Annotated in this window: 18 protein-coding genes; 15 read left to right on the forward strand and 3 right to left on the reverse strand. The window is 69.8% G+C overall.

Annotation, left to right across the window (positions count from 1 at the left end; all coding sequences use genetic code 11):
- Nucleotides 1–48 precede the first annotated feature (48 nt).
- The 9 genes from ACYVBN_RS03650 to ACYVBN_RS03690 all read left to right on the forward strand — a co-directional run bounded on the left by ACYVBN_RS03650 (nucleotide 49) and on the right by ACYVBN_RS03690 (nucleotide 12204).
- Entirely contained in the window at nucleotides 49–1122 is a 1074-nt protein-coding gene (locus tag ACYVBN_RS03650) for a FecCD family ABC transporter permease (RefSeq protein WP_460599320.1), read from the forward strand.
- Nucleotides 1119–2210, forward strand: a complete 1092-nt coding sequence (locus tag ACYVBN_RS03655; RefSeq protein WP_460599321.1) for a FecCD family ABC transporter permease — start codon at nucleotides 1119–1121, stop codon at nucleotides 2208–2210. The genes ACYVBN_RS03650 and ACYVBN_RS03655 overlap by 4 nt, the downstream gene beginning before the upstream one ends.
- Entirely contained in the window at nucleotides 2207–3058 is an 852-nt protein-coding gene (locus tag ACYVBN_RS03660) for an ABC transporter ATP-binding protein (protein WP_460599322.1), read from the forward strand. Before ACYVBN_RS03655 ends, ACYVBN_RS03660 begins: the two co-directional genes overlap by 4 nt.
- A gap of 76 nt (nucleotides 3059–3134) precedes the next feature.
- Nucleotides 3135–4091 (forward strand): DNA polymerase III subunit delta, encoded by a 957-nt coding sequence (gene holA / locus ACYVBN_RS03665; protein ID WP_460599323.1) that lies wholly within the window; start codon nucleotides 3135–3137, stop codon nucleotides 4089–4091.
- A 223-nt stretch (nucleotides 4092–4314) separates the two neighbouring features.
- Nucleotides 4315–4581 (forward strand): 30S ribosomal protein S20, encoded by a 267-nt coding sequence (gene rpsT / locus ACYVBN_RS03670; protein ID WP_440282091.1) that lies wholly within the window; start codon nucleotides 4315–4317, stop codon nucleotides 4579–4581.
- 254 nt (nucleotides 4582–4835) lie between these two features.
- Nucleotides 4836–7694 (forward strand): leucine--tRNA ligase, encoded by a 2859-nt coding sequence (gene leuS, locus ACYVBN_RS03675; RefSeq protein ID WP_460599324.1) that lies wholly within the window; start codon nucleotides 4836–4838, stop codon nucleotides 7692–7694.
- A 5-nt stretch (nucleotides 7695–7699) separates the two neighbouring features.
- Nucleotides 7700–8596: a DegV family protein gene (locus ACYVBN_RS03680; RefSeq protein ID WP_460599325.1), complete on the forward strand. Its 897-nt coding sequence runs from the start codon at nucleotides 7700–7702 to the stop codon at nucleotides 8594–8596.
- A 109-nt stretch (nucleotides 8597–8705) separates the two neighbouring features.
- The gene (locus ACYVBN_RS03685; protein WP_460599326.1) at nucleotides 8706–9713 is read left to right on the forward strand and encodes a helix-hairpin-helix domain-containing protein; all 1008 of its coding nucleotides are present in this window, start codon (nucleotides 8706–8708) and stop codon (nucleotides 9711–9713) included.
- A 4-nt stretch (nucleotides 9714–9717) separates the two neighbouring features.
- The gene (locus ACYVBN_RS03690) at nucleotides 9718–12204 is read left to right on the forward strand and encodes a ComEC/Rec2 family competence protein (RefSeq protein WP_460599327.1); all 2487 of its coding nucleotides are present in this window, start codon (nucleotides 9718–9720) and stop codon (nucleotides 12202–12204) included.
- A 15-nt stretch (nucleotides 12205–12219) separates the two neighbouring features.
- On the opposite strand, the gene ACYVBN_RS03695 is transcribed toward ACYVBN_RS03690, so the two are convergent.
- On the reverse strand, nucleotides 12220–13140 hold the full coding sequence (locus tag ACYVBN_RS03695; RefSeq protein WP_440282060.1) for a LysR family transcriptional regulator: 921 nt from the start codon (nucleotides 13138–13140) through the stop codon (nucleotides 12220–12222).
- Nucleotides 13141–13263: 123 nt separating this feature from the next.
- Between ACYVBN_RS03695 and ACYVBN_RS03700 the strand changes: the two genes are divergently transcribed.
- Together ACYVBN_RS03700 and ACYVBN_RS03705 are read left to right on the forward strand one after the other, a co-directional pair.
- The gene (locus ACYVBN_RS03700; RefSeq protein ID WP_460599328.1) at nucleotides 13264–13929 is read left to right on the forward strand and encodes a GOLPH3/VPS74 family protein; all 666 of its coding nucleotides are present in this window, start codon (nucleotides 13264–13266) and stop codon (nucleotides 13927–13929) included.
- A 23-nt stretch (nucleotides 13930–13952) separates the two neighbouring features.
- Nucleotides 13953–14798, forward strand: a complete 846-nt coding sequence (locus ACYVBN_RS03705; protein ID WP_460599329.1) for an SIR2 family protein — start codon at nucleotides 13953–13955, stop codon at nucleotides 14796–14798.
- Between the two features lie 89 nt (nucleotides 14799–14887).
- Here ACYVBN_RS03705 and lexA read toward each other — a convergent pair whose 3' ends face one another.
- Entirely contained in the window at nucleotides 14888–15604 is a 717-nt protein-coding gene (gene lexA / locus ACYVBN_RS03710; protein ID WP_440282087.1) for a transcriptional repressor LexA, read from the reverse strand.
- A 320-nt stretch (nucleotides 15605–15924) separates the two neighbouring features.
- Here lexA and ACYVBN_RS03715 point away from each other — a divergent pair, with 320 nt between their 5' ends.
- The 4 genes from ACYVBN_RS03715 to serA all read left to right on the forward strand — a co-directional run bounded on the left by ACYVBN_RS03715 (nucleotide 15925) and on the right by serA (nucleotide 21483).
- Nucleotides 15925–16383 carry a hypothetical protein gene (locus tag ACYVBN_RS03715; protein ID WP_460599330.1) on the forward strand — a complete coding sequence of 153 codons (459 nt, stop codon included), beginning with the start codon at nucleotides 15925–15927 and terminating at the stop codon, nucleotides 16381–16383.
- Nucleotides 16384–16670: 287 nt separating this feature from the next.
- Nucleotides 16671–17171: a transcriptional regulator NrdR gene (nrdR, locus tag ACYVBN_RS03720; protein ID WP_460599331.1), complete on the forward strand. Its 501-nt coding sequence runs from the start codon at nucleotides 16671–16673 to the stop codon at nucleotides 17169–17171.
- A gap of 108 nt (nucleotides 17172–17279) precedes the next feature.
- A complete protein-coding gene (locus ACYVBN_RS03725) occupies nucleotides 17280–20192 on the forward strand; it encodes a vitamin B12-dependent ribonucleotide reductase (protein WP_460599332.1) in 2913 nt (970 codons plus the stop codon).
- A gap of 94 nt (nucleotides 20193–20286) precedes the next feature.
- On the forward strand, nucleotides 20287–21483 hold the full coding sequence (gene serA, locus ACYVBN_RS03730) for a phosphoglycerate dehydrogenase (protein ID WP_460599333.1): 1197 nt from the start codon (nucleotides 20287–20289) through the stop codon (nucleotides 21481–21483).
- Here serA and ACYVBN_RS03735 read toward each other — a convergent pair.
- A complete protein-coding gene (locus ACYVBN_RS03735) occupies nucleotides 21473–22618 on the reverse strand; it encodes a MalY/PatB family protein (protein WP_460599334.1) in 1146 nt (381 codons plus the stop codon). The two genes, serA and ACYVBN_RS03735, sit on opposite strands and share 11 nt — an antisense overlap.
- Nucleotides 22619–22702: the final 84 nt, after the last annotated feature.

Raw genomic sequence — 22702 nt, forward strand, 5'->3', positions numbered from 1 at the left:
GGGAAGGCTAACCTATAGTCGAGATGGCATCGAACCGACAGGACTGATGTGACCACGCTGGAACGGCGCAGCACAGCGAATACGCTTGCCGATGAAGGACATTCGTCGATATCACCGTCGCCGCACGCAGCGCGCAGCGGCAGCTGGCGCGTCGTCGCGATCCTGGCCATCGCGCTGCTGGGATGCGGCCTGCTCAGCCTGATGATCGGCAACGTGGCCATCAATCCGGTCCGCACCCTGCAGGTGCTCTTCGACCCCGACAGCTCGCAGGCCGCCGCGATCATCCACCAGCTACGGTTGCCGCGCACCGTTCTGCTGTTGGCCGTCGGGCTGGCACTGGGCATCTCCGGTGCGCTCATGCAAGGACAGTCCCGCAATCCGCTCGCGGACCCGGGACTGCTGGGCGTCTCCGAAGGTGCGTCCCTCGCCGTCGTCCTGGCCATCTTCTGGTTGCACATCGACTCGCCCGCGGCCTACGCCTGGTTCGCCCTGCTCGGCGCCGGTGTGACCGCGTGGCTGGTGTTCGCGATCAGCGCGGTCCGGGGCGGCCCGTCGCCGCTGACCCTGGTCCTCGCCGGTGCCGCCGTCAGCGCGCTCGCGTCGGCGGTCATCACCTCCGTCGTCACCGCGAACGTCTCGACACTGGACCAGTACCGCTTCTGGGTCGTCGGCTCGGCGAGTGGGCGCGGCATCGAGGTGTTCTGGCAAGTGGCACCGTTCCTGGTGCTGGGGCTGGTCCTCACGGTCGTCTGCACGCCCGCGATCAACCTCTTGCAGCTGGGTGACGACGCGGCGCGGGCCCTCGGCGTGCGGCCGGGCCTGCACAAGTTGCTCGGCGTCTGCGCGGTGATGCTGCTCACCGGGGGTGCGGTCGCCGCCTGCGGACCGATCGGCTTCCTCGGGTTGGTCGCCCCGCACGTCGCTCGCTTCTGGTGCGGTCCCGACTACCGCTGGGTGGTGCCGTACTCCGGCCTGATCGGCGCGATCGTGCTGAGCCTGGCCGACATCCTCGGGCGCGTCATGGCCGGTGGGGCAGAGGTGCAGGTCGGCATCGTCATGGCGCTCGTCGGTGGTCCGGCGTTTGTCCTGCTCGTGCGTCGGACCCGGTTGGTGCAGCTATGAGATCAGCGATCACGGGTGCGGCCGCCGTTGCGGCACCGCTGCGCCCCGCCATACGACTCGGCCGCACGTCGTGGCGGCTGCATCCCCGGGCAGCGCTGTGTGCAGCGGTCACCGACGCGCTGGTGCTGGCGCTGCTGGTGGTCGACCTCGCCTACGGCGACCTGCGGATCCCGTTCGGCGACGTGGTGCGTGCGTTGCTCGGTGACACCTCGGGCGTCAACGCGTTCATCGTGCGCGACGTCCGCCTCCCCGAAGCGTCGGTCGCGCTGCTCGCCGGGCTCGCGCTCGGATTGTCCGGCGCACTGATCCAGACCATCGCCCGCAACCCATTGGCCAGCCCGGACGTCATCGGCGTCAACGCCGGTGCCGCAGCCGGTGCCGTGGGTTACATCGTGCTCTTCGCGGCCGCCGATTCCGGTGTGGCTTCAGGTGTTTCGGCCGACCTCGGACTGCCGCTCGCGGCCTTCTGCGGTGCGCTGCTGGCCACTGCGTTGCTGTATGCCGCCGGCTGGCGCGGCGGCCTCGACGGTCGCCGGCTGGTGCTGGTCGGCATCGGCATCGCGGCCGCTCTGACCGCCTGCACCTCGTGGTTGCTGGTGACGGCGCGGCTGCAGACCGCGGCGTCGGCGCAGGTGTGGCTGTCCGGGTCGCTCGCCGGCGTGACCGGCACCGACGCCCTCTGGCTGCTGGCCGTGCTGACCCTGGCGGCACCGGTCGCGCTGTGGCAGGGCAGCACACTCGACATCGTCGAACTCGGCGACGACACGGCCCGCGCTCTCGGCATACGGACCACCCGGGCGCAGGCGATCACACTGCTGTGCGCCGTCCTCCTCGCCGCGGTCGCCGTCTCCGCGGTCGGTCCGATCGGCTTCGTCGCGTTCGTGTGCCCGCAGATCGCCCGGCGGCTGGCCGGCACCTCGCGGCCGCCGTTGCTCACCTCCGCCCTGACCGGTGCGGTGCTGGTGCTGGCCGCCGACGTGATCACCCGGCTGTGGCTGACCGCGCTGGCGGTGGGCGTGGTCACCTCGCTGATCGGCGCCCCGTACTTCATCCACCTGTTGATCCGCACGCAAAGGCAGGACACATGAGCCAGACATCCACGGCCGCCCTGGCCGACCGCCTCGCCGCCCCGGCGGCACGGTTGAGCGCAGACAACGTCACCGTCGGGTATGGCGACGAGCCCGTCGTCCACGACGTGTCGTTGCGGGTCCCGGATGGCAAGGTGACGACCATCATCGGGCCGAACGGATGCGGGAAATCGACTCTGCTGCGGACACTTTCGCGGTTGTTGACGCCGACCACCGGACAGGTGATGCTGGACGGCGACCCGATCGGGTCCCGCTCGGCCAAGCAGCTGGCCCGCACGCTCGCGCTGCTGCCGCAGAGCCCGATCGCACCGGAGGGACTGCTCGTCCGCGACCTGGTCGGTCGCGGACGGCACCCGCATCAGCGGTGGTTCCAGCAGTGGTCGCACGGCGACGAGGACATCGTCACCGATGCGATGCGCTGGACCGGCATCCTGGAGCTGGCGGACCGGCCGGTCGACGCCCTCTCCGGCGGTCAGCGGCAGCGGGTCTGGATCGCGATGACCCTGGCGCAGCACACCGACCTGGTGCTGCTCGACGAGCCGACGACCTACCTCGACCTGGCGCACCAGGTCGACGTCCTGGACCTGGTGTGCCGGCTCAACCGGGAGCGCGGAGCGACCGTCGCCATGGTCCTGCACGACCTGAACCTGGCGGTGCGGTTCAGCGACCATCTGGTCGTCATGCATCGCGGACGCGTGGTGGCACAAGGTGATCCGGCTGCGGTGCTGGACGCCGAGCTGTTGCTGAAGGTGTTCGGGCTGGACGCGGACATGGTCGCCGATCCGCGCACCGGCCTACCGATGGTGGTGCCCCGCGGGCAGCGACGCGGTCGGCGCGAGGAAGGCTGACCCGGTCGCCACACGACGCGGTGAAGACCGCAGGACGGGATATCGGCGGTCCCAGGCACACTCTACGGTTAGCGGTATGACGGACGTCCCGCCGCTGGTGCTGATCGCCGGACCGGAGCAGATCCTGGCCGAGCGTGCCGCCAGCAGCACCATCGCCCTGTTGCGCGAGAGCGACCCGCAGGCCGAGGTGGTGCGCCTCGAGGCCGCGAGTTACGAGGCCGGAGAGCTGCAGCTGCACACCAGTCCCAGCCTCTTCGGCGGCAGCAAGATCGTCGTGGTGCGCGACCTGGACGAGGGCCGTGAGGAGCTCATCGCCGACGTGGTCGACGTGGTCACGATGGGGCCGGCCGACGCAACGCTGATCGTGCAGCACAAGGGCGGCGTCCGGGGCAAGAAGGCACTCGATGCGCTGAAGAAGGGCGGCGCGCGGGTCATCGATGCGCCGGCCATCAAGAGCGACCGCGACAAGTCCGCGTTCGTGACCGGCGAGTTCCGGGCCGCCGGCCGCAAGGTAGCCCCCGACGCGGTGCGCGCGCTGCTGGAAGCGGTCGGCAAGGACCTGCGCGAGCTCGCATCGGCTTGCAAGCAACTGGTCGACGACACCCAGGGTGTGGTCACCGCCGAGGTGGTCCAGCGCTATCACGGCGGCAAGGTCGAAGCCACCGGCTTCCGAGTGGCCGACGCGGCGATCAGCGGCAACCTGCCCGAGGCCCTGCGGCTGGCCCGGCACGCGCTCGCCTCCGGGGTCGACCCGGTGCCGATCGTCGCAGTGCTGGCCAGCCAGTTGCGGCAGATCGCCCGGGTGGCCACCGCGGGCCGCGGGCCGTCCGGCGCCCTGGCCAAACAGCTGGGTATGGCGCCCTGGCAGGTCGACCGCGCTCGTCGTGACGCGCAAGGCTGGGACGGCGATCGGCTCGGGCGCGCCATACAGGCGGTCGCGGCGGCGGACTTCGAGGTCAAGGGCGGCGGCCGCGACCCCGTCTATGCCCTCGAGCGGGCGATCATCACCATCGCGACCGAGCGACATCAGTGAATTTGGAAGGCTCCGGCCGAGCTGCGAGGAGTAGAGCCAGACGCGATTTGGGCGGAATCACGCGCCGCTGGTAACTTTGGCTCTTGCGTGCGCGCTCTGGTCGTGCGCGCATGCACGCAGTACCGGCGCGACGACATCGCCCGGGTGTCCCCACGCCCCATCCGTCGCCGCGTCCGTCAACCCTCATTGACAACACATCGTTTCGACCAAGGAAGTACTACACGTGGCAAACATCAAGTCGCAGATGAAGCGGATCAAGACCAACGCGATCCGCACTGAGCGCAACCGTGCCTACAAGTCGGAGCTGCGCACGTGGATCCGGCACACCCGCGCCGCCGTCGCGGCGGGCGACAAGGCCAAGGCCACCGAGATGCTGGCGACCGCGTCCAAGAAGCTGGACAAGGCCGTGAGCAAGGGCGTCATTCACAAGAACCAGGCCGCCAACAAGAAGGCGGCGCTGGCCAAGGCCGTCAACAACCTCGAGGCCTGAACAAACCCCGCGTCACCCGAAGGTCCGGTGCTGCCCTACGGCGGCACCGGACCTTCGTCGTGGGCTCCAGGCGCTGCGGTAACCTGTCCCTCGTGCGGCAGTTGCTTCTTCTTAGCGGGCCGCGTCGACGCTAGGCGGACTTCGGCGCGGCTGACCCCTCCCTGTGCTGAGGGGTCTTTTCCTTGGGTTCAGGACACCGCAGCGCGAGTCCGACGCGCACGCCACTTGCTCACTTGTAAAGGACGAGAACGACGATGAATGACGAGCAGCCCGCACACCGTTACTCCGCCGCCCTGGCGAACGACATCGAACGCACCTGGCAGGACCGCTGGGAGGAGCAGGGCACCTTCCACGCGCCGAACCCTGCCGGACCGTGGGCGGACCGCGCCGCGATCCACGGCCGCCCGAAGTACTTCCTGCAGGACATGTTTCCCTACCCGAGCGGCGCAGGCCTGCACGTCGGCCACCCGCTGGGCTTCATCGCCACCGATGTCTACGCGCGCTATCAGCGCATGTCCGGCAAGAACGTCCTCTACACCATGGGCTTCGACGCGTTCGGACTGCCGGCCGAGCAGTATGCCGTGCAGACCGGCCAGCACCCGCGCAAGACCACCGAGGACAACATCCAGACCTACACCCGGCAGTTGCGGCAGCTGGGGCTGTCCCATGACAAGCGGCGGGCGTTCGCCACGATCGACCCCGATTTCTACAAGTGGACCCAGTGGATCTTCCTGCGGATCTACAACGCCTGGTACGACGAGCGCACCGGCAAGGCACGGCCCATCGACGAGCTCGTCGCTGCCTTCGAGACCGGCGAGGTGTCCACTCCGGACGGCCGGCCCTGGGCGCAGCTGTCCGAGCCCGAGCGGCGCGACGCCGTCGACAACCGCCGACTGGCCTACAAGAAGGAAGTGCCGGTCAACTGGGCGCCCGGGCTGGGCACCGTCGTGGCCAACGAAGAGGTCACCAACGAGGGACTGACCGAGCGCGGCGACATGCCGGTCTTCCAGCGCAACCTGCCCCAGTGGATGATGCGCATCACCGCGTATGCCGATCGGCTGGTCGACGACCTGGACCGGCTGGACTGGCCGGAGTCGGTCAAGTCGATGCAGCGCAACTGGATCGGCCGATCCTCCGGCGCAGCAGTCGAATTCGCGGTCGAAGGGGTGGACGAGTCCATCGAGGTGTTCACCACTCGGCCGGACACGATCTTCGGCACGACCTTCATGGTGCTGGCGCCGGAGCATCCCCTGGTCGAGGCGCTGACCACCGACGCGTGGCCGGAAGGCACTCACGACTCGTGGACCGGTGGCGCGGAGACCCCGGCCGAGGCGGTGACGGCATACCGGCGGGCGGCGTCGCGCAAGACAGAGTTGGAGCGGCAGACCGAGGACGCCAAGGCCAAGACCGGTGTCTTCACCGGATCCTTCGCGACCAATCCGGTGACGGGTCAACGCATTCCGGTCTTCATCGCCGACTACGTGCTGATGGGATACGGGACCGGTGCGGTCATGGCGGTCCCGGCCGAGGACGCCCGTGACTGGGACTTCGCCAAGAAGTACCACCTGCCCTACGTGCGCACCGTGCAGCCCGCGCAGGGACACGACGAGGACACGGCATACACCGGCCATGGCGCCAAGATCAATTCCGCGAACGAGTGGATCTCGTTGGACGGCAAGGAGATCAACGAGGCCAAGCAGATCGTCATCGACTTCCTGGAGCAGCGCGGCGCGGGCCGCGGCACGATCACCTACAAACTGCGCGACTGGCTGTTCAGCCGGCAGCGCTACTGGGGCGAGCCGTTCCCGATCGTCTACGACGAGGACGGTGTGGCGCACGCGCTGCCCGAGACGATGCTGCCGGTCGAGCTGCCCGAGGTGGCGGACTACTCGCCGAAGACGTACGCACCCGACGACGCCGAGTCGATGCCGGAGTCGCCGCTGGACCGCGCGACCGACTGGGTCGAGGTCGAGCTGGACCTGGGCGACGGGCCGCGCACCTACCGGCGCGAGACCAACACCATGCCCAACTGGGCGGGTTCGTGCTGGTATGAGATTCGCTACACCGACCCGGCCAACGGGCAGCGCTTCGTGGATGCCGAGTGCGAGAAGTACTGGATGGGCCCGAACGACACCTCGGGCGACACCGGCGGCGTGGACCTCTACGTCGGTGGCGTGGAGCATGCGGTGCTGCACCTGCTCTACTCCCGCTTCTGGCACAAGGTGTTGTTCGACCTGGGCTACGTGTCCTCCGAGGAGCCGTTCCGCCGGCTGTTCAATCAGGGTTATGTGCAGGCGTTCGCCTATCGCGACCACCGCGGCCAGCCGGTGCCGGCCGCCGAGGTCGAGGAGCACGGCGAGGGTGATCAGATGACGTTCAGCTGGCAGGGCCAGTCGGTCACCCGCGAGTTCGGCAAGATGGGCAAGTCGCTGAAGAACGTGGTGACCCCCGACGAGATGTGCGCCGCGTTCGGTGCCGACACCTTCCGCGTCTACGAGATGTCGATGGGTCCGCTGGACCAGTCCCGGGTGTGGGAGACCCGCGCCGTCGTCGGCGCCCAGCGTTTCCTGCAGCGCCTGTGGCGCAACGTGATCGACGAGGAGACCGGCGCGCTACGGGTCACCGACGCCGCACCGAGCCAGGAGCTGGGCCGCGCGCTGGCCAAGGCCGCGGACGGTGTCGCCAAGGACTATCAGGCGCTGCAGTTCAACACCGCGATCGCCAAGCTGATCGAGTTGAACAACGTGCTCACCAAGGCAGCCGGCGACGCCGGCGCACCGCGCACGGTGGTCGAACAACTGGTCCTGATGACCGCACCGATCGCACCGCACATCGCCGAGGAGTTGTGGTCCCGGCTCGGCCACGCGGAGTCGCTGGCGTTCGAGGCATTCCCGTCCGCCGACGAGGCACTCCTGGTCGACGAGACCGTCACCTGTGTCGTGCAGGTGCAGGGCAAGGTCCGTGACCGCCTGCAGGTGCCGCCCGGGATCAGCGAGGCGGACCTGGAAGCGTTGGCCCGCGAGAGCGAGAAGATCGCGGCGGCGGTGGGCGACAAGCAGATCCGCAAGGTGATCGTGCGGGCGCCGAAGCTGGTCAACCTGGTGGTCGGTTAGTCGTCATGACTGTGGCGGTGGTGACCGACTCGACGGCGTACCTGCCGTCGGGGGTGGCCGCCGCACATGGCATCTCCGTGGTGCCGATGCGCTTGGCCATCGGCGGTGTCTCCTACGACGAGGGTCGCGGCGTCGCGGCGGACGAGGTCGCGCAGGCGCTGCGCGACTTCGTCCCGGTGTCGACGTCCCGCCCGTCGCCGGCTGTCTTCACGCAGCTGTATGCCGCCCTGGCCGACGCCGGGCACGACGCGATCGTGTCGGTGCACGTGTCCGCCCAGATGTCGGCGACGCTCTCCTCGGCGCAGCTGGCCGCCCGTGACGCGCCCGTGCCGGTGACCGTTATCGACAGCGAATCCATCGGAATGGCAATGGGTTTCGGCGTCATCGCAGCGGCCGAGACAGCGGCGTCCGGTGCCGCAGCCGCGGAGGTCGCGACGGCGGCACGGCGTCATACAGCGGCGTCGACGACGGTGTTCTACGTCGACACGCTCGAGCACCTGCGCCGCGGCGGCCGCATCGGCCGTGCGTCGGCGCTGATGGGCTCCGCGTTGGCCATCAAACCGTTGCTGACGGTGTCGAAGGGGCACATCGAGCCGCTGGAGCGGGTCCGCACGACGACCAAGGCGCTGGGCCGACTGGTGCAGCACGCGGTCGAAGCGGTCGAGGTGCTGCACGAGCACGACGATCTCGACGGGGTCGACGTCGCGGTGCACCATCTGGATTCCCGGGCACGCGCCGAGACCCTGATCGAACAGCTGGCCGAGCGGTTGCCGCAGGCGCGCCGGATGCTGCTCGTCGAGCTGGGTGCGGCGGTGGGCGCACACGTCGGGCCGGGCACCCTGGCGGTCGCGGTGACTCCGCGGTTCACCGGACGGACCCGGATCGTCGGATCGTCCGACTGACCGCGTCGGACCACCCATCATCCACAACCCGGCTCGGCAGGTGGGGTTGTCCACAGGCCGTCACCTCGCCGTCGGCGCGAACCCGCTTGTCGAGCCTACTGTTCCGCACATGGCACGCTCACGTGGGGAGGAAGGCACGCCCGACCGGTTGGCGGCGGTGCTCGAGGAGCTGGAGGCGGTACGCCGCGCACCCGGGTGGGTGCCGACCGAGGACTCGGTCGTCGACGAGCCGCGCTCCCGCGTGGCCGAACTTCCTCGTCGCGTCGCTGCCACGCGTCGGGCCGAGCGCGGTGAGCACGCCCGGCGCGGCCGGCATGCCGCCGGTGCGAGTGGTGCGGAGGAGTTGCGGCCACGGGAGCCGTTGCTGCGTCCGCCGGAGCCGCTCATCGGTGCGCAGGTGGCACCGAGCCGGCTGGCGGTCATCGGTGCACTGATCCTGGTCGCGGTCGCGGCCCTGGTCTTCGGTGGGCGCGTGCTGTGGGCGCGAGCCGCCGCGCAACCCCACCCGGCCACCTCGGCACGCTCGGCCTCCTCGCCGGCCGGCACTGAGGTGTCCGGCACGGCGGCACCGGCCGCCCCCATCGGTCCCGCCGCCCGCAACGGATTCGGTGCCGTCGGGACGTCCGGCAGCGCCCCGCCGAGCACTCTGGTCGTGCAGGTCGTCGGTCAGGTCCGCACGCCGGGTGTGGTGCACATCAAAGCCGGGTCGCGGGTGCAGGATGCCGTGTCCGCAGCCGGCGGTGCGCTGCGGGGCGCCGACCTGTCGGCCATCAACCTGGCGCGGGTGGTTGCCGACGGCGAGCAGATCCAGGTCCCCAGGCCGGGGGAGCATCCGACCCCGCCGCCGGGGCCGCCGGCGGCTGCCGGTTCGGGCAGCGGCGCGGGTGCGGCCGGCACGGGCGGTTCGGCTGCCGGGCCAGGGGCACCGGTGGACCTCAACACCGCCGACGAGGCGGCGCTCGAGGACCTTCCCGGCGTGGGGCCGGTGACAGCGCAGCGCATCCTGCAGTGGCGCACCGAGAACGGCCGCTTCAGCACCGTCGACGAGCTCGGCGAGGTCAGCGGCATCGGCGACAAGACACTGGCCCAGCTGCGTCCCCTGGTCACCGTCGGCTGAGGCGGTGTTCGTGCTGACGGACCTGGTGGAGCGGTTGCGCCGCCCGCCGGAGCGCCCGGCCGGCGCCGGTCACGCACTCGACCTGCGATTGTTCACCGCTGCCGCCGTCGGCTGGCCGGTGACCCTCGTCGCGCTGCGGCTGCCTGCGCCCGCCTGCATCGGTCTCGCGCTCGCCGGTGCCCTACTGGCCGTGTCGCTGTTGGTCCGCAGTGGCCGGCGGGCCGCCGGCCGCACGACCGGCATCACGAGGATCGTCGCTGTTTCCACGCCCGGCGTGGAGCACATCGACCGGAGGGGCCGGGTGCTGGACACCGTGGCCCTCGCCGGTGTGGCGGTGGCCCTCGTCGGCGGGTCCACCGCCGGTCACCTGCTGACCCGGCAGGCCGGCACCGTCGATCAGCTCGCCGCACAGCGCGCCACCGTCCGCGTCGAGGCGGTCGTCACCTCCGATCCGCGTCCCGTCGGCGCCGGCCTGCGCGGTCACCAGAGCCTGGTGATCACCAAGCTCTCGGTCCGCCAGGTCATCGGCCGCGGGCTGCGCAGCACTCCGCACACACCGGTCCTGGTGCTCGGTGACGAACGCTGGCTAGGGGTGCATTGGCACGAGCGGGTCGCCGTCCGGGGACGTCTGGCACCGGCGGACCGCGGCGAGGACGTGGCGGCAGTGCTCGCCGCACGAGGACCGCCACAGGTGATCGGCGACGCCGGTCCGCTCTTCCGTGCCGTCGAAGCGCTGCGCGGTGACACCCGCGCCGCCACCGACGGGCTGCCCACCGACCCGCGCGGACTCGTGCCCGCGCTGGTGATGGGGGACACCTCCCGGCTGCCGGCCGAGCTGAACGACGACATGCGCGCCACCGGGATGACGCACCTCAATGCCGTGTCCGGGTCCAACGTGACCATGGTGTTGCTGGCGACCATGTGGGTCGCCGGGTGGCTGCGCATCCGCGGCCGATGGCGGTTGGTGGTGGCGGCGCTGGCATTGGGGATGTTCGTGCTGCTCTGCCGACCCGAGCCCTCGGTGATCCGGGCGGCTGTGATGGGCGTCGTCGGCCTGGTCGGTATGTCGCTGTCCCGCCGCGCGGCGGGTGCTCCGGTGCTCGCGGCCGCGGTGCTGCTGCTGTTGGTGATCGATCCATGGCTCGCCGCGTCCTACGGCTTCGCGCTGTCGACGCTGGCGACGGCCGGGCTGCTCTTCTTCGCTCGGCCGTGGGCGGACCGGATCGGGCGGTTCCTGCCGCGGCCGTTGTCGCCGTTGGCGGAGGCGATCGCCATACCGATGGCCGCCCAGGCGATGTGCGCACCGGTGATCGTGCTGCTGCAGGGGTCGGTGAGCTTGATCGGCATACCGGCCAATGTGTTGGCTGCACCGTTGGTGGCACCGGCGACGATGTGCGGCGTGCTCACCGTGCTGGTCGCACCGGTCAGCGTCGAGCTGGCCCGTCTTCCGGCCTGGCTGGCCGCTGCGCCGACGCAGGGCATCGCCTGGATCGCGCACAGCTGTGCCCGCGTGCCGCTCGGCACGGTGCCGTGGCTGGGCGGCGCCGGCGGTGCGGTGTTGCTGGCGGCGCTGACGCTCGTGGCGCTCTGCACCGGCACGTGGCTGTTGCGCACGCTGTGGGTGCGGCCCTATCTGGCCGGCGCCGGAGCCGTCCTGGCAGCAGCGGCGTGGGCGCCGACGCCGATCAACGGTTGGCCGCCCCCGGGCTGGGTCTACGTCGCGTGCGATGTCGGGCAGGGCGACGGCGGGGTGCTGGCCGCCGGCCCAGGGCATGCGGTGGTCGTGGACACCGGCCCCGAACCGGCCGCGATGGATCAGTGCCTGGACCGGCTGCAGGTCCGTGTCATCGACGCGGTCGTCCTCACCCACTTCCACGCCGACCATGTCGGCGGGCTGTCGGCCGTCTTCGACGGGCGTTCGGTGCACGCGCTCTACGCCACGCCGGTCTCCTCGTTGGCGCCCTCCGGCGGTGATGAGGAGGCGAGCGAGGAGCCACTGGTGCGTGCGGTGGCCGCGCAGCATCAGCTGGCGGTGCAGTCACTGGCCACCGGCGACGTGTTGGACATCGGCGCCGTCCACGCGCTCGTTCTCGGCCCGACCCGCGTGATCCGCGCTGGTTCGGTGCAGAACAACGCCAGCATCGTGCTCGACGTGCGCACGCGAGGTCTGCGCCTGCTGATGACCGGTGACATCGAGCGGGAGGCCGCCGCCCTCATCCTGGCGCAGTTGCGCCGGCTGCCGGCGGCGCCGCCGATCGACGTGTTCAAGGTCCCACACCATGGATCGGCCAACCAGGACGCCGACCTCGAGCGCGCGGTGCGCGCGCCCATCGCGGTGATCAGTGTGGGAGCACACAACGACTACGGCCATCCTGCGCCGCGCACGCTCGACCTGTTGCGCGACAGCGGCTCGACGGTCGAGCGCACGGACCGGGGCGGGGACGTGGCGATCGTCGCGCGCGACGGTGTGCCGCTGGTCGCCCGGCCCTGACGAGCCACCCGGTGCTCAGGAGCAGACGTTCTTGGACCGCGCTGCCTCGCACAGGGCGTCCAGGGTGGCCGACACCGCAGGCACGCGTTGCAGGTCCGGCGTGGTGACGGCATACACCGCCCGGCGTGACGCCGGATCCATCGGCACCGTGACGACACCCGGATTGCCGGCGGAGCGGCGGATCAGGTCCGGCACCAGCGCGACCCCGAGGCCCTCGGAGACCAGCCCGAGCACGGCGACGTAGTCCTCGGTCTCGAACGCGACGTCGGGATTGAATCCGGCCCGCTCGGCCAATGACAACAGGTGGCCACGACAGCGCGGGCAGCCGGCGATCCAGGGCTCACTCGCCAGGTCGGCGAGCTTGACCTTCCGGGACTTCGCCTTCGGGTGGTCCAGCGGCAGCGCGAGCCGCACCTCGTCGTCGAGCAGTTTGCGGGTGACGAAGGAGTCGATGTCCTCCTCGCCGCGTGCCAGGTCGGTGCCCTCATAGGCGAACGCCACCGCCACGTCGCACTCCCCGGAGCGGAGCGCGGCCAGGGATTCGGGCGGCTCGGCCTCGGTGAAACTCACCTGCACGTCGGGGAACCGTTGCTTGACCAGCGCCAGCGCTCGCGGCACCAGCGTCGAGGAGGAGGAGGGAAAGGCCATCAACCGCACGCGGCCCGCCCGCAGGCCCGCGATCGCCGCCACCTCCGACTCGGCAGCATCCAGTGCTGCCAGCACCGGGCTGGCGTGCCGCGCCAGCACCTGGCCCGCCTCGGTGAGCCGCACACTGCGACCCAGCCGCTCGACCAGGACGGTGCCGGTGCGGTCCTCGAGGCGACGGACCATCTGCGAGATGGCCGGCTGTGAATAGCCCAGCGAGGCGGCCGCGGCGGTGAAGCTGCCGTGGTCGCTGATGGCCTTGATGACCCTGAGTCCCGCCGCATCGATCATGATCACGAGGATAACAGCGGGTTATCCACAGGGACGAATTTTCCGTGATTGCTAATCCTTGCGACGGAGTTTGTCCGTCCGCGGATGGATCTGTGGCGAGCGTGTGCGACGTACTGTCGGTGAATGCTGATCTGTGCGGAACTTCTGCTCATGGCGACCAGCCCCGAGGGTGGCCGGCTGACCGGACACGCTCCACTCGATCTGGCACTCTCCGGGGCGGTGCTGTGCGAGCTGGCGGCATACGAGCGGGTTGCGGTGCAGGGCGGCCGGCTCGTGGTCATCGATGGCCGGCCCGGGGGCGACCCCCTGCTCGATCACGCGCTGGCCGTGTTCGTGCAGAAGGCGGGCAAGAAACCGGAACGCGCACTGCCCGCGCTGGCCAAGGGGATGGCCGACCGCGTCTACCACCGGCTGGTCGCCGACGGCGCGGTCCGGCACCAGCCGGGAGGGTTCCTGCGCCCCGAGAAGCATCCGGTCGTCGACCTGGCTGCTCGCGCGACCCTGCTGGACGCCGCCGGACGCGTCCTCGCCGGCACCGCCCGGCCGGATCTGCACACCGGGTCCACGGTCGCACTCCTCGGCGCCGCCGACGCGGTGACCAAGGTGTATGACGCCCGGCAGTTCGGCGTCTCAGGGCGGGAGCTGACCAGACGTGCCAAGGCGGTGGGCGAGCAGGACTGGACCGCGGGCGCGGCGGCGGCGGCGATCAAGAGTGCACAGGCGGCCACGAACGCTGCCCTGATCGCTGCCACCACCGCTGCCACGAGTGCCGCGATCGCGGGTAGTTGAACCGATGTGAGAGCTTTGCCGTTGTGGTGGCCCGCGATCTGACAACCGACCTGACAGCCCTGGCCGAGTTGGTCGCCGGCGGTGGGGTGCTGGCGCTGACCGGCGCGGGGCTGTCCACCGACTCGGGGATCCCCGATTACCGGGGCGCTGACGGCAAGCGCCGTTTCCAGCCGATGACGGCTCAGGAACTGCTCGCCAGCCCCGCCGCGCGGCGGCGTTACTGGGCCCGTTCGTATGTCGGCTGGCCGCGTTTCGCGGCGGCCGAGCCCAACGACGGCCATCGTGCCGTGGCCGCGCTGCAACACGCCGGATTGGTCGGTCCGGTGATCACCCAGAACGTGGACGGACTGCACCAGGCGGCCGGTGCCCGGAACGTGGTCGAGTTGCACGGCAGCCTGACGCACGTGGTCTGCGTGCACTGCGGCGAACGCTACGAACGCTCGACGGTCGACGCCTGGCTGCAGTTGGCCAACCCCGACTTCGACCGGTCGGCGGACGGTCCGTTGCGACCCGATGGGGACGTGGCGATCGCCGAGTCACTGATCGGCGGATTCCGACTGGTGCATTGCGTCGTCTGCGGTTCGGACCTGCTGAAACCCGACGTGGTGATGTTCGGCGAATCCGTGCCCAAGCCTCTGGTGGAGCGTTGCTTCGCGCAGGTCCACGCGGCACGTGCGGTCCTGGTGCTCGGCTCGTCCCTGGCCGTGATGTCGGGCTATCGATTCATCCGCCGCGCCGTCCGGGAGCGCATCCCGGTCGCCGTGGTCACCCATGGCTGGACGCGCGCGACCGACGAGGAGGTGTCGGTGCGCGTCGATGCACCGCTGGGTGAGACGTTGACGGCGCTCGCCGCCGCGCTGACCGGCTGAGCTGTTCCGATCCACGCCTCACACGAAGATCGGGGGCCGCCGCGACGTATGCGGAGGAACGCAGCGGGGGAGAAACGTGGTGGGGTGGTCTAGACCCGGCGCAGGACCGCGGTGACCTTGCCCAGGATCGTCGCATCGTCACCGTCGATCGGGTCGTAGGCGTCGTTGTGCGGCATCAGCCACACCTTGCCCCGGGTGCGCTTGAACGTCTTGACCGTCGCCTCGTTGTCGAGCATCGCCGCCACGATGTCGCCGTTGGTCGCCGTGGGCTGCTGGCGCACCACGACCCAGTCGCCGTCGCAGATCGCCGCATCGACCATCGAGTCGCCGACGACCTTCAACAGGAAGAGGTCACCTTCGCCCACGATCTGCTTGGGCAGCGGGAAGACGTCTTCCACGACCTCCTCGGCGAGGATCGGACCGCCCGCAGCGATCCGCCCCACGACGGGGATGTATGACGCCTCGGGTCGTGCGTCGCCCAGCCCGGTCTCGTCGACGCCCGACTCCTCGGCGCTGCGTACGCTCGAGCCGCCGCGGTAGCCGCGGGTGTCGGTGCCGTCCGGGTCGATGACCTCCATGGCTCGGGGGCGGTTGGGGTCGCGGCGCAGGTAACCCTTGCGCTCCAACATCGTCAATTGGTGCGCCACCGAGCTGGGACTGGTCAGGCCGACCGCGTCCCCGATCTCGCGCAGGCTCGGCGGGTAGCCGCGCCGGTCCACGGAATTGCGGATCACCTGCAGCACCTTGCGCTGCCTGGTGGTCAGGCTCTCTCCGGCGCGATCGGGAAGTTCGTGCACCTGTGCCATCGCTGTCATCTCCTCCTCGGCGAACAGTTCGCTCGAAGCGGCCGGCGAGCGTCCGTGCGGACCGTGGTCCGTGCGGTGAGTGGGTGCTGGATGTGGAGCTGGATCGGCGCCGGCTGTCGGTGCTCGGTGCTTGCCTTGGCTTCGTGAAAACAGCGTATGGGTTTCGGACACAGTTTCCAAACATCTGTACGACGCGTGTCTCGACGATGTCGAACGTCCGTGCTATACATCCGACAGGTGTCCGATCGCACGCTTGTTCGGGCCAGGTCCGTCGCAGGGACGGTGCGCATCCGGTCGCGCCGAGGTTTCAGGAGGAAGAGATGAGTGCAGTGGCACCGTGGGACGTCATGGTCGACCCGCCGGCCGATCGAGCCCCCGAGCCCCCCGAGGTCCCCGAGGGCCGTGGGCGTCGTCGGCACCTGCGGGTGGTTCCGACCGGCCAGGCGGCCAGCGGCGGTGGCGAGCGGGTCGGCGTCCGTGTCGACGCGGCGGATGGCGCAAGCGGGCTGCGGTTGACGGCCCGCGGTCGCCGGTTGCTGGTGGCGCTCGTCGCTGTGGTCATGCTGGTGGGCGGGGGAGCGGCGGCCCGCGCCTGGGCCACCACCTCCGCGCCGGTGACGCACACCGTCACCGTCCACGACGGCGAGACGCTGTCCGAGGTGGCGCACCGCGCCTACCCGTCGATGCCGGTCGCCGACGCGGTCACCAAGGTGGCCCTGGCCAACGACCTCAACGGCCTGCAGGTGGTGGCCGGACAGCAGCTGCGGTTGCCGCGCTGAGTGATTGCAGCGGTGTCCGTGCGCCGCCCCGGTGAGGGACGTGACGCGCGGGTTCCAGGCGCCTGACCAGGGCGTTTCGCGGCATGGCGGACGGCTCTTGCACTTGTGGTGGGACCGGCCTAAGATCCCTATATCTAGTAGTTACACCGATGGGATTCGTCCACATCTAGTCCACATGCCAGAGCGCGTTGTCCCCAGATCGTCCACCGTTCACCCACAGCTTCGTCCACAGGGTGCGGGTCCGTGGCGGCGCATCGTGGGCGGCGTTCCCGGGAGAGGAGTCGACCGTGCATTGTCCGTTCTGCCGTCATGACGACAGTCGCGTCGTCGACAGTCGCACGAGCGAGGACGGCACCTGCATCAAGCGTCGCCGGCAGTGTCCCGACTGCGGTAAGCGCTTCTCGACGACCGAGACTGCGAGCCTCACCGTCGTCAAGCGCTCGGGTGCCAGCGAGCCGTTCAGCCGCCAGAAGGTTTTGGTCGGTGTGCGCAAGGCATGCCAGGGCCGCCCGGTCAGCGAGGACCAACTCGCGCTGCTCGCGCAGGAGGTCGAGGAGTCGATCCGCGCCCAGGGGGCGGCCGAGATCGACGCGCACGACGTGGGTCTGGCGATCCTCGGCCCGCTGCGCAGCCTGGACGAGGTCGCCTATCTGCGTTTCGCCTCGGTCTACCAGGCCTTCGACGACCTCGAGGACTTCGAGGCCGCCATCGCGCTGCTGCGTGCCGAACGTCCGGCGACGGGCGTGGAGCCAGATCACGCCGCGGGCCGCGAACCCGCCGGCGACTGAGGCACGTTCCACGTCAGTCCGCAGCACCACGGCAACACCACTCACCACACAGCAACAACACATCCCGCAGCACAGTCGACCGCCTTCGGGCGGGAAAGGAAGTTGGACATGACCGACACGGCAGACGCGGGCTCGAAGGCGCGACGCGGCAGCGGCGCGCGCAAGGGCCTGACCGTCGAGCGCATCTTCACCACGCCCGGGGTGCACCCCTATGACGAGGTCACCTGGGAGCGGCGCGATGTCGTCCAGCAGAACTGGAAGACCGGCGAGACGATCTTCGAGCAGCGCGGTGTGGAGTTCCCCGACAGCTGGTCGCTCAATGCCTCCACCATCGTCACCACCAAATACTTCCGTGGCGCGGTCGGCACGCCACAGCGGGAGAGCAGCCTCAAGCAGCTCATCGACCGGGTCGTGCTCACCTATGTGCGCGCCGGCAAGGAACACGGCTACTTCGCGACCGACGACGACGCCGAGATCTTCGAGCACGAGCTGACCTGGTCCCTGCTGCACCAGGTGTTCAGCTTCAACTCCCCGGTCTGGTTCAACGTGGGCACCAAGTCGCCGCAACAGGTGTCAGCGTGCTTCATCCTCTCGGTCGACGACTCCATGGACTCGATCCTCAACTGGTACAAGGAAGAGGGCTTCATCTTCAAGGGCGGCTCCGGTGCCGGCCTCAACCTCTCCCGCATCCGCTCCTCCAAGGAGCTGCTGTCCTCCGGTGGCACCGCCTCCGGGCCGGTGTCGTTCATGCGCGGTGCGGACGCGTCCGCAGGCACCATCAAGTCCGGCGGCGCCACCCGTCGCGCGGCCAAGATGGTCGTGCTGGACGTCGACCACCCCGACATCGAGGAGTTCGTCGAGACCAAGGCGCGCGAGGAGGACAAGATCCGCGCGCTGCGTGACGCCGGCTTCGACATGGATCTCGGCGGCAAGGACATCACCTCGGTCCAATACCAGAACGCCAACAACTCGGTCCGGGTCACCGACGAGTTCATGCGCGCGGTCGAGGAGGGCACCTCGTTCGGGCTGCGCGCCCGCAATACGGGTGAGGTCATCGAGGAGATCGACGCCCGCAGCCTCTTCGACAAGATCAACAAGGCCGCCTGGGAGTGCGCCGACCCCGGCCTGCAGTACGACGACACCATCAACGCCTGGCACACCAACCCGGAGACCGGCCGCATCACGGCGTCCAACCCGTGCTCCGAATACATGTCGCTGGACAACAGCTCCTGCAACCTGGCGAGCCTCAACCTGCTGAAGTTCCTGCGTGAGGACGACACCTTCGACGCCGCCACCTTCCGATCAGTCGCCGAGTTGGTCATCACCGCGATGGACATCTCGATCTGCTTCGCCGACTTCCCGACCGAGTCGATCGGTCAGACGACGCGTGACTACCGCCAGCTGGGCATCGGCTACGCCAACCTCGGCGCGCTGCTGATGGCCACCGGCCACGGGTACGACTCCGAGGGCGGCCGGTCGCTCGCGGCAGCGATCACGTCGCTGCTCACCGGCGCGTCGTACAAGCGCTCCGCCGAGCTCGCTGCGATTGTCGGTCCCTACCACGGCTACGCGCGCAACGCCGAGGCGCACCAGCGGGTCATGCGCAAGCACCAGGCTGCCAACGACGCGGTCCGCACCCTCGACGCGATGGACTCGGAGGTCCACCGTTATGCGACCAAGGCGTGGGCCGACGTCGTCGAGCTGGGTGCGCAGCACGGCTACCGCAACGCCCAGGCCTCGGTGCTCGCACCGACCGGCACCATCGGCTTCATGATGGACTGCGACACGACGGGCATCGAGCCGGACTTCTCGCTGGTCAAGTTCAAGAAGCTGGTCGGCGGCGGCTCCATGCAGATCGTCAACCAGACGATCCCGCGGGCGCTGAAGAAGCTGGGTTACCAGACCGAGCAGATCGAAGCGATCGTCGAGCACATCGCCGAGCACGGTCACGTCATCGACGCGCCCGGCCTCAAGCCCGAGCACTACGAGGTCTTCGACTGCGCGATGGGTGAGCGTGCCATCGCTCCGATGGGCCACGTGCGGATGATGGCCGCGACCCAGCCGTTCCTGTCCGGCGCGATCTCCAAGACCGTCAACCTGCCCGAGACGGCCACCGTGGAGGACATCGCCGAGGTGCACCTGGAGGGCTGGAAGCTCGGCCTGAAGGCGCTGGCGGTCTACCGCGACAACTGCAAGGTCGGTCAGCCGCTGTCCGACGGCAAGAAGTCGGCCAAGGCCGCGGAGGCGGAGCCGGAGAAGGTCGTCGAATACCGCCCGGTCCGTCGCCGGCTGCCCAAGCGTCGCAAGAGCGAGACGACCTCGTTCGCGGTCGCGGGCGCCGAGGGCTACCTCACCGCCGGCACCTACGAGGACGGCAAGCTCGGCGAGCTGTTCCTGAAACTCGGCAAGCAGGGTTCGACCCTGGCCGGGATGATGGACGCCTTCTCGATCGCCATCTCGGTCGGCCTGCAGTACGGCGTTCCGCTCGAGACGTATGTCGAGAAGTTCACCAACCTGCGGTTCGACCCGGCCGGCATGACCGATGACCCGGACGTCCGGATGGCCCAGTCGATCATGGACTACGTCTTCCGCCGGCTGGCGCTGGACCACCTGGACTTCGAGACCCGGTCGTTCATGGGCATCCACACCGCCGAGGAACGCGCCCGCCAGCTGGAGACCGGCTCCTACGCCGCCGTGGAGGACGCCTCGGAGGAGGACGTCACCGACGAGTTGGAGTCCTACTCCCAGTCCGTCGGCGCGACCACGCGCCGCGAGGACTCCGCACCGGAGGCCACGTCCGGCTCGAACGCTGACGCCGCTGAGGCCGACTACCGGTCCGGGTCCGGGGCCGCCGACGCCCGCGCCGTCTCCGGTGAGATCCACTCCTCCGCGGAGTTGCTGGAGCGTTTCCAGGGCAAGGCCGCCGACGCACCGATGTGCATGACCTGCGGGACCAAGATGCGCCCCGCCGGCTCCTGCTACGTCTGCGAGGGCTGCGGCTCGACCAGCGGCTGCAGCTGATACACCGACTCCGGCACGTCCGGCATGCGGGCACCACGCCCGAATGCTGGACGTGCCGTGAGTCGCCGACCCGGCCAGTGGGAGACTGCGCCTTGTGAAGGCGCTGCTCCTGGAAAGCATCCACCCGTACGCCGAGTCGATCCTGCGTGAAGCGGGGTTCGAGGTAGAGACCCGCACCGGGGCCCTCGACGAGTCCGAACTGATCGAGGCGCTGCAAGGCGTCGACATCGTGGGACTGCGCTCCAAGACCGAGATCACGCCTACCGTCCTGGAGAAAGCGACGGGGCTGACCGCGATCGGCGCGTTCTGCATCGGCACGAACCAGATCGCGCTGGACGAGGCCGCCGCGCGCGGCATCGCCACTTTCAACGCCCCCTTCTCCAACACGCGCAGCGTCGTGGAGCTGGCGATCGCCGAGATCATCGCGATGGCGCGCCGCCTCACCGAGAAGGACGGCTCGCTGCACGCCGGCGTCTGGGACAAGAACGCCAAGGGTTCGCACGAGATCCGCGGCCGCAAGCTGGGCATCGTCGGCTACGGCAACATCGGTTCGCAGCTGTCGGTGGTCGCCGAGATGCTGGGCCTGCAGGTCTACTTCTACGACACCGACGACAAGCTGGCGATGGGCAACGCGCACCGGTGCGACAGCCTCGACGAGCTGCTGGAGACCGCCGAGGTGGTGACCCTGCACGTCGACGGCCGCTCCGGCAACGCCGGCTTCTTCGGCGCCGACCAGTTCGCCACGATGCGGCCGCGGTCGCTGTTCCTCAACCTCTCGCGCGGCTTCGTCGTCGACTACGACGCACTGCGCGAGAACCTCCTGTCCGGCCACATCGCGGGTGCCGCCGTCGACGTCTTCCCGACCGAGCCGAAGAAGCGCGGCGAGTCCTTCTCCTCCCCGTTGCAGGGCATCCCTAATGTCATCCTCACCCCGCACATCGGTGGCTCCACCGAGGAAGCGCAGGAGGACATCGGCCGTTTCGTGGCCAGCAAGCTGCGCGACTACATCGACCGCGGCACCACCACCCTGAGCGTCAACCTGCCCTCGCTGACCCTGGAGGGTCGCCCCGGCGGCGGCCGGCGGATCACCCACCTGCACCGCAACACGCCGGGCGTGCTGGCCAAGGTCAACAGCATCCTCGCCGGACACGGCGTCAACATCGAGGGCCAGCTGCTGAACACCCGCGGCGAGAACGGCTACGTGGTCACCGATGTCGCGCAGTTGCCCGACGCCGCGATCACCGAGCTGCGCGAAATGCCCGAAACCATCCAGCTGCGCGTCATCGGCTAAACCCCGCGATGCGGTTGGCGATCTCGCCGATCACCGCGTGCGACGTCGCGAGGGTCAAACGCAGGAATCCCGCAGTGCCGCAGGCGGTCCCGTCGGTGCCCAGCACGCCGGTGCGGCGGCCCACCTCGGCCGGTGCGATGCCCGCGCCGCGCAGGTCCAGCCAGTGGATGTAGGTCGCCGCCGGAGGCGTGTACCCGATCGAGGGCGCGTCCGCCATACGGCCGGCGAACAGATCACGGCCGCGCTGCAGGTAGTCGACGAGGCCGTCCAGGTGCGCCACTCCGTCCGGCCCGTATGCCGCCGTCGCCGCGACCGCCCCCAGCGGTGAGGTGCCGTGCCGCACGACGAACGGCGATGCCGCCCAGCGGCGCCGGTGCTCGGCCGAGGTCATGATCAGCTGCGCGCATGCCAGGCCCGGCAGGTTCCAGCCCTTCGATGCCGACACCGCGGTGACGGTGTGGTCCGCGGTGCGCTCGTCCAGCGATGCGTAGGGAAGGTGGTGGTTGCCGGAATAGACCAGCGGAGAATGGATCTCGTCGGAGAAGACCGTCGAGCCGGTGCGTTCGACGACGTCCGCGATCTGCAGCAGCTCGTCACGGGTCGCCACCTGGCCGGTGGGGTTGTGCGGATTGATCAGCACCAGCAGTCCGCCACCGTCCAGGGCCGCGGCGAGCCGCTCGGTGTCCAGCACGAAGCGGCCGCCGACCAGGTCCATCGGCACCGTGCGCAACTCGGTGCCGACGGCGCCGGGAAGTTCGAGGAAGGGCATGTATGCCGGGGTCGGCAGCACCACCGGGGTGCCCGGGTCGACCAGGTGGCCCAGGGTGAAGGCGAAGGCGCCGAGCACGTCGGGCAGCAACTGCACGTGTGCGGGATCGACCGACCAGCCGAAGCGCCGCTGCTGGAAGGCCGCGCACGCGGCGGCGGTCTCCTCGCTCACCGGGGTGGGAAGGTAACCGGTCAGTCCCCGGTCGACCGCGCCGGCGATGGCGTCCCGCACGACGGGCGCGAGCGGCAGGTCCGACTCGGCGATGAACGCCCCGAGCTGATCGCCCTCGGTCACCGACCACTTCACCGAGCCGCGGGCCCGGAACTGGTCGACATCGGTGCTTTCCATGATCTCTTGGATGCCCACGACCTCGAGGCTAGTGGCATCCGCGGCTACGCCGTGCGGTCGCCATACGGGAGTTGCGCACAGCGCGCCGGGCGCGACGGCCCA

The sequence above is a fragment of the Flexivirga lutea genome (assembly GCF_054778955.1).

Bases quoted from the DNA above. Each gene is read 5' to 3' on its own strand.
- ACYVBN_RS03715 (WP_460599330.1), top strand. From the start codon at position 15,925: ATGAGTGCAGTGGCACCGTGGGACGTCATGGTCGACCCGCCGGCCGAT.
- ACYVBN_RS03660 (WP_460599322.1), top strand. From the start codon at position 2,207: ATGAGCCAGACATCCACGGCCGCCCTGGCCGACCGCCTCGCCGCCCCG.
- ACYVBN_RS03695 (WP_440282060.1), bottom strand. From the start codon at position 13,140: ATGATCGATGCGGCGGGACTCAGGGTCATCAAGGCCATCAGCGACCAC.
- lexA (WP_440282087.1), bottom strand. From the start codon at position 15,604: ATGGCACAGGTGCACGAACTTCCCGATCGCGCCGGAGAGAGCCTGACC.
- ACYVBN_RS03680 (WP_460599325.1), top strand. From the start codon at position 7,700: ATGACTGTGGCGGTGGTGACCGACTCGACGGCGTACCTGCCGTCGGGG.
- leuS (WP_460599324.1), top strand. From the start codon at position 4,836: ATGAATGACGAGCAGCCCGCACACCGTTACTCCGCCGCCCTGGCGAAC.
- holA (WP_460599323.1), top strand. From the start codon at position 3,135: ATGACGGACGTCCCGCCGCTGGTGCTGATCGCCGGACCGGAGCAGATC.
- ACYVBN_RS03685 (WP_460599326.1), top strand. From the start codon at position 8,706: ATGGCACGCTCACGTGGGGAGGAAGGCACGCCCGACCGGTTGGCGGCG.
- ACYVBN_RS03725 (WP_460599332.1), top strand. From the start codon at position 17,280: ATGACCGACACGGCAGACGCGGGCTCGAAGGCGCGACGCGGCAGCGGC.
- ACYVBN_RS03700 (WP_460599328.1), top strand. From the start codon at position 13,264: ATGCTGATCTGTGCGGAACTTCTGCTCATGGCGACCAGCCCCGAGGGT.
- ACYVBN_RS03655 (WP_460599321.1), top strand. From the start codon at position 1,119: ATGAGATCAGCGATCACGGGTGCGGCCGCCGTTGCGGCACCGCTGCGC.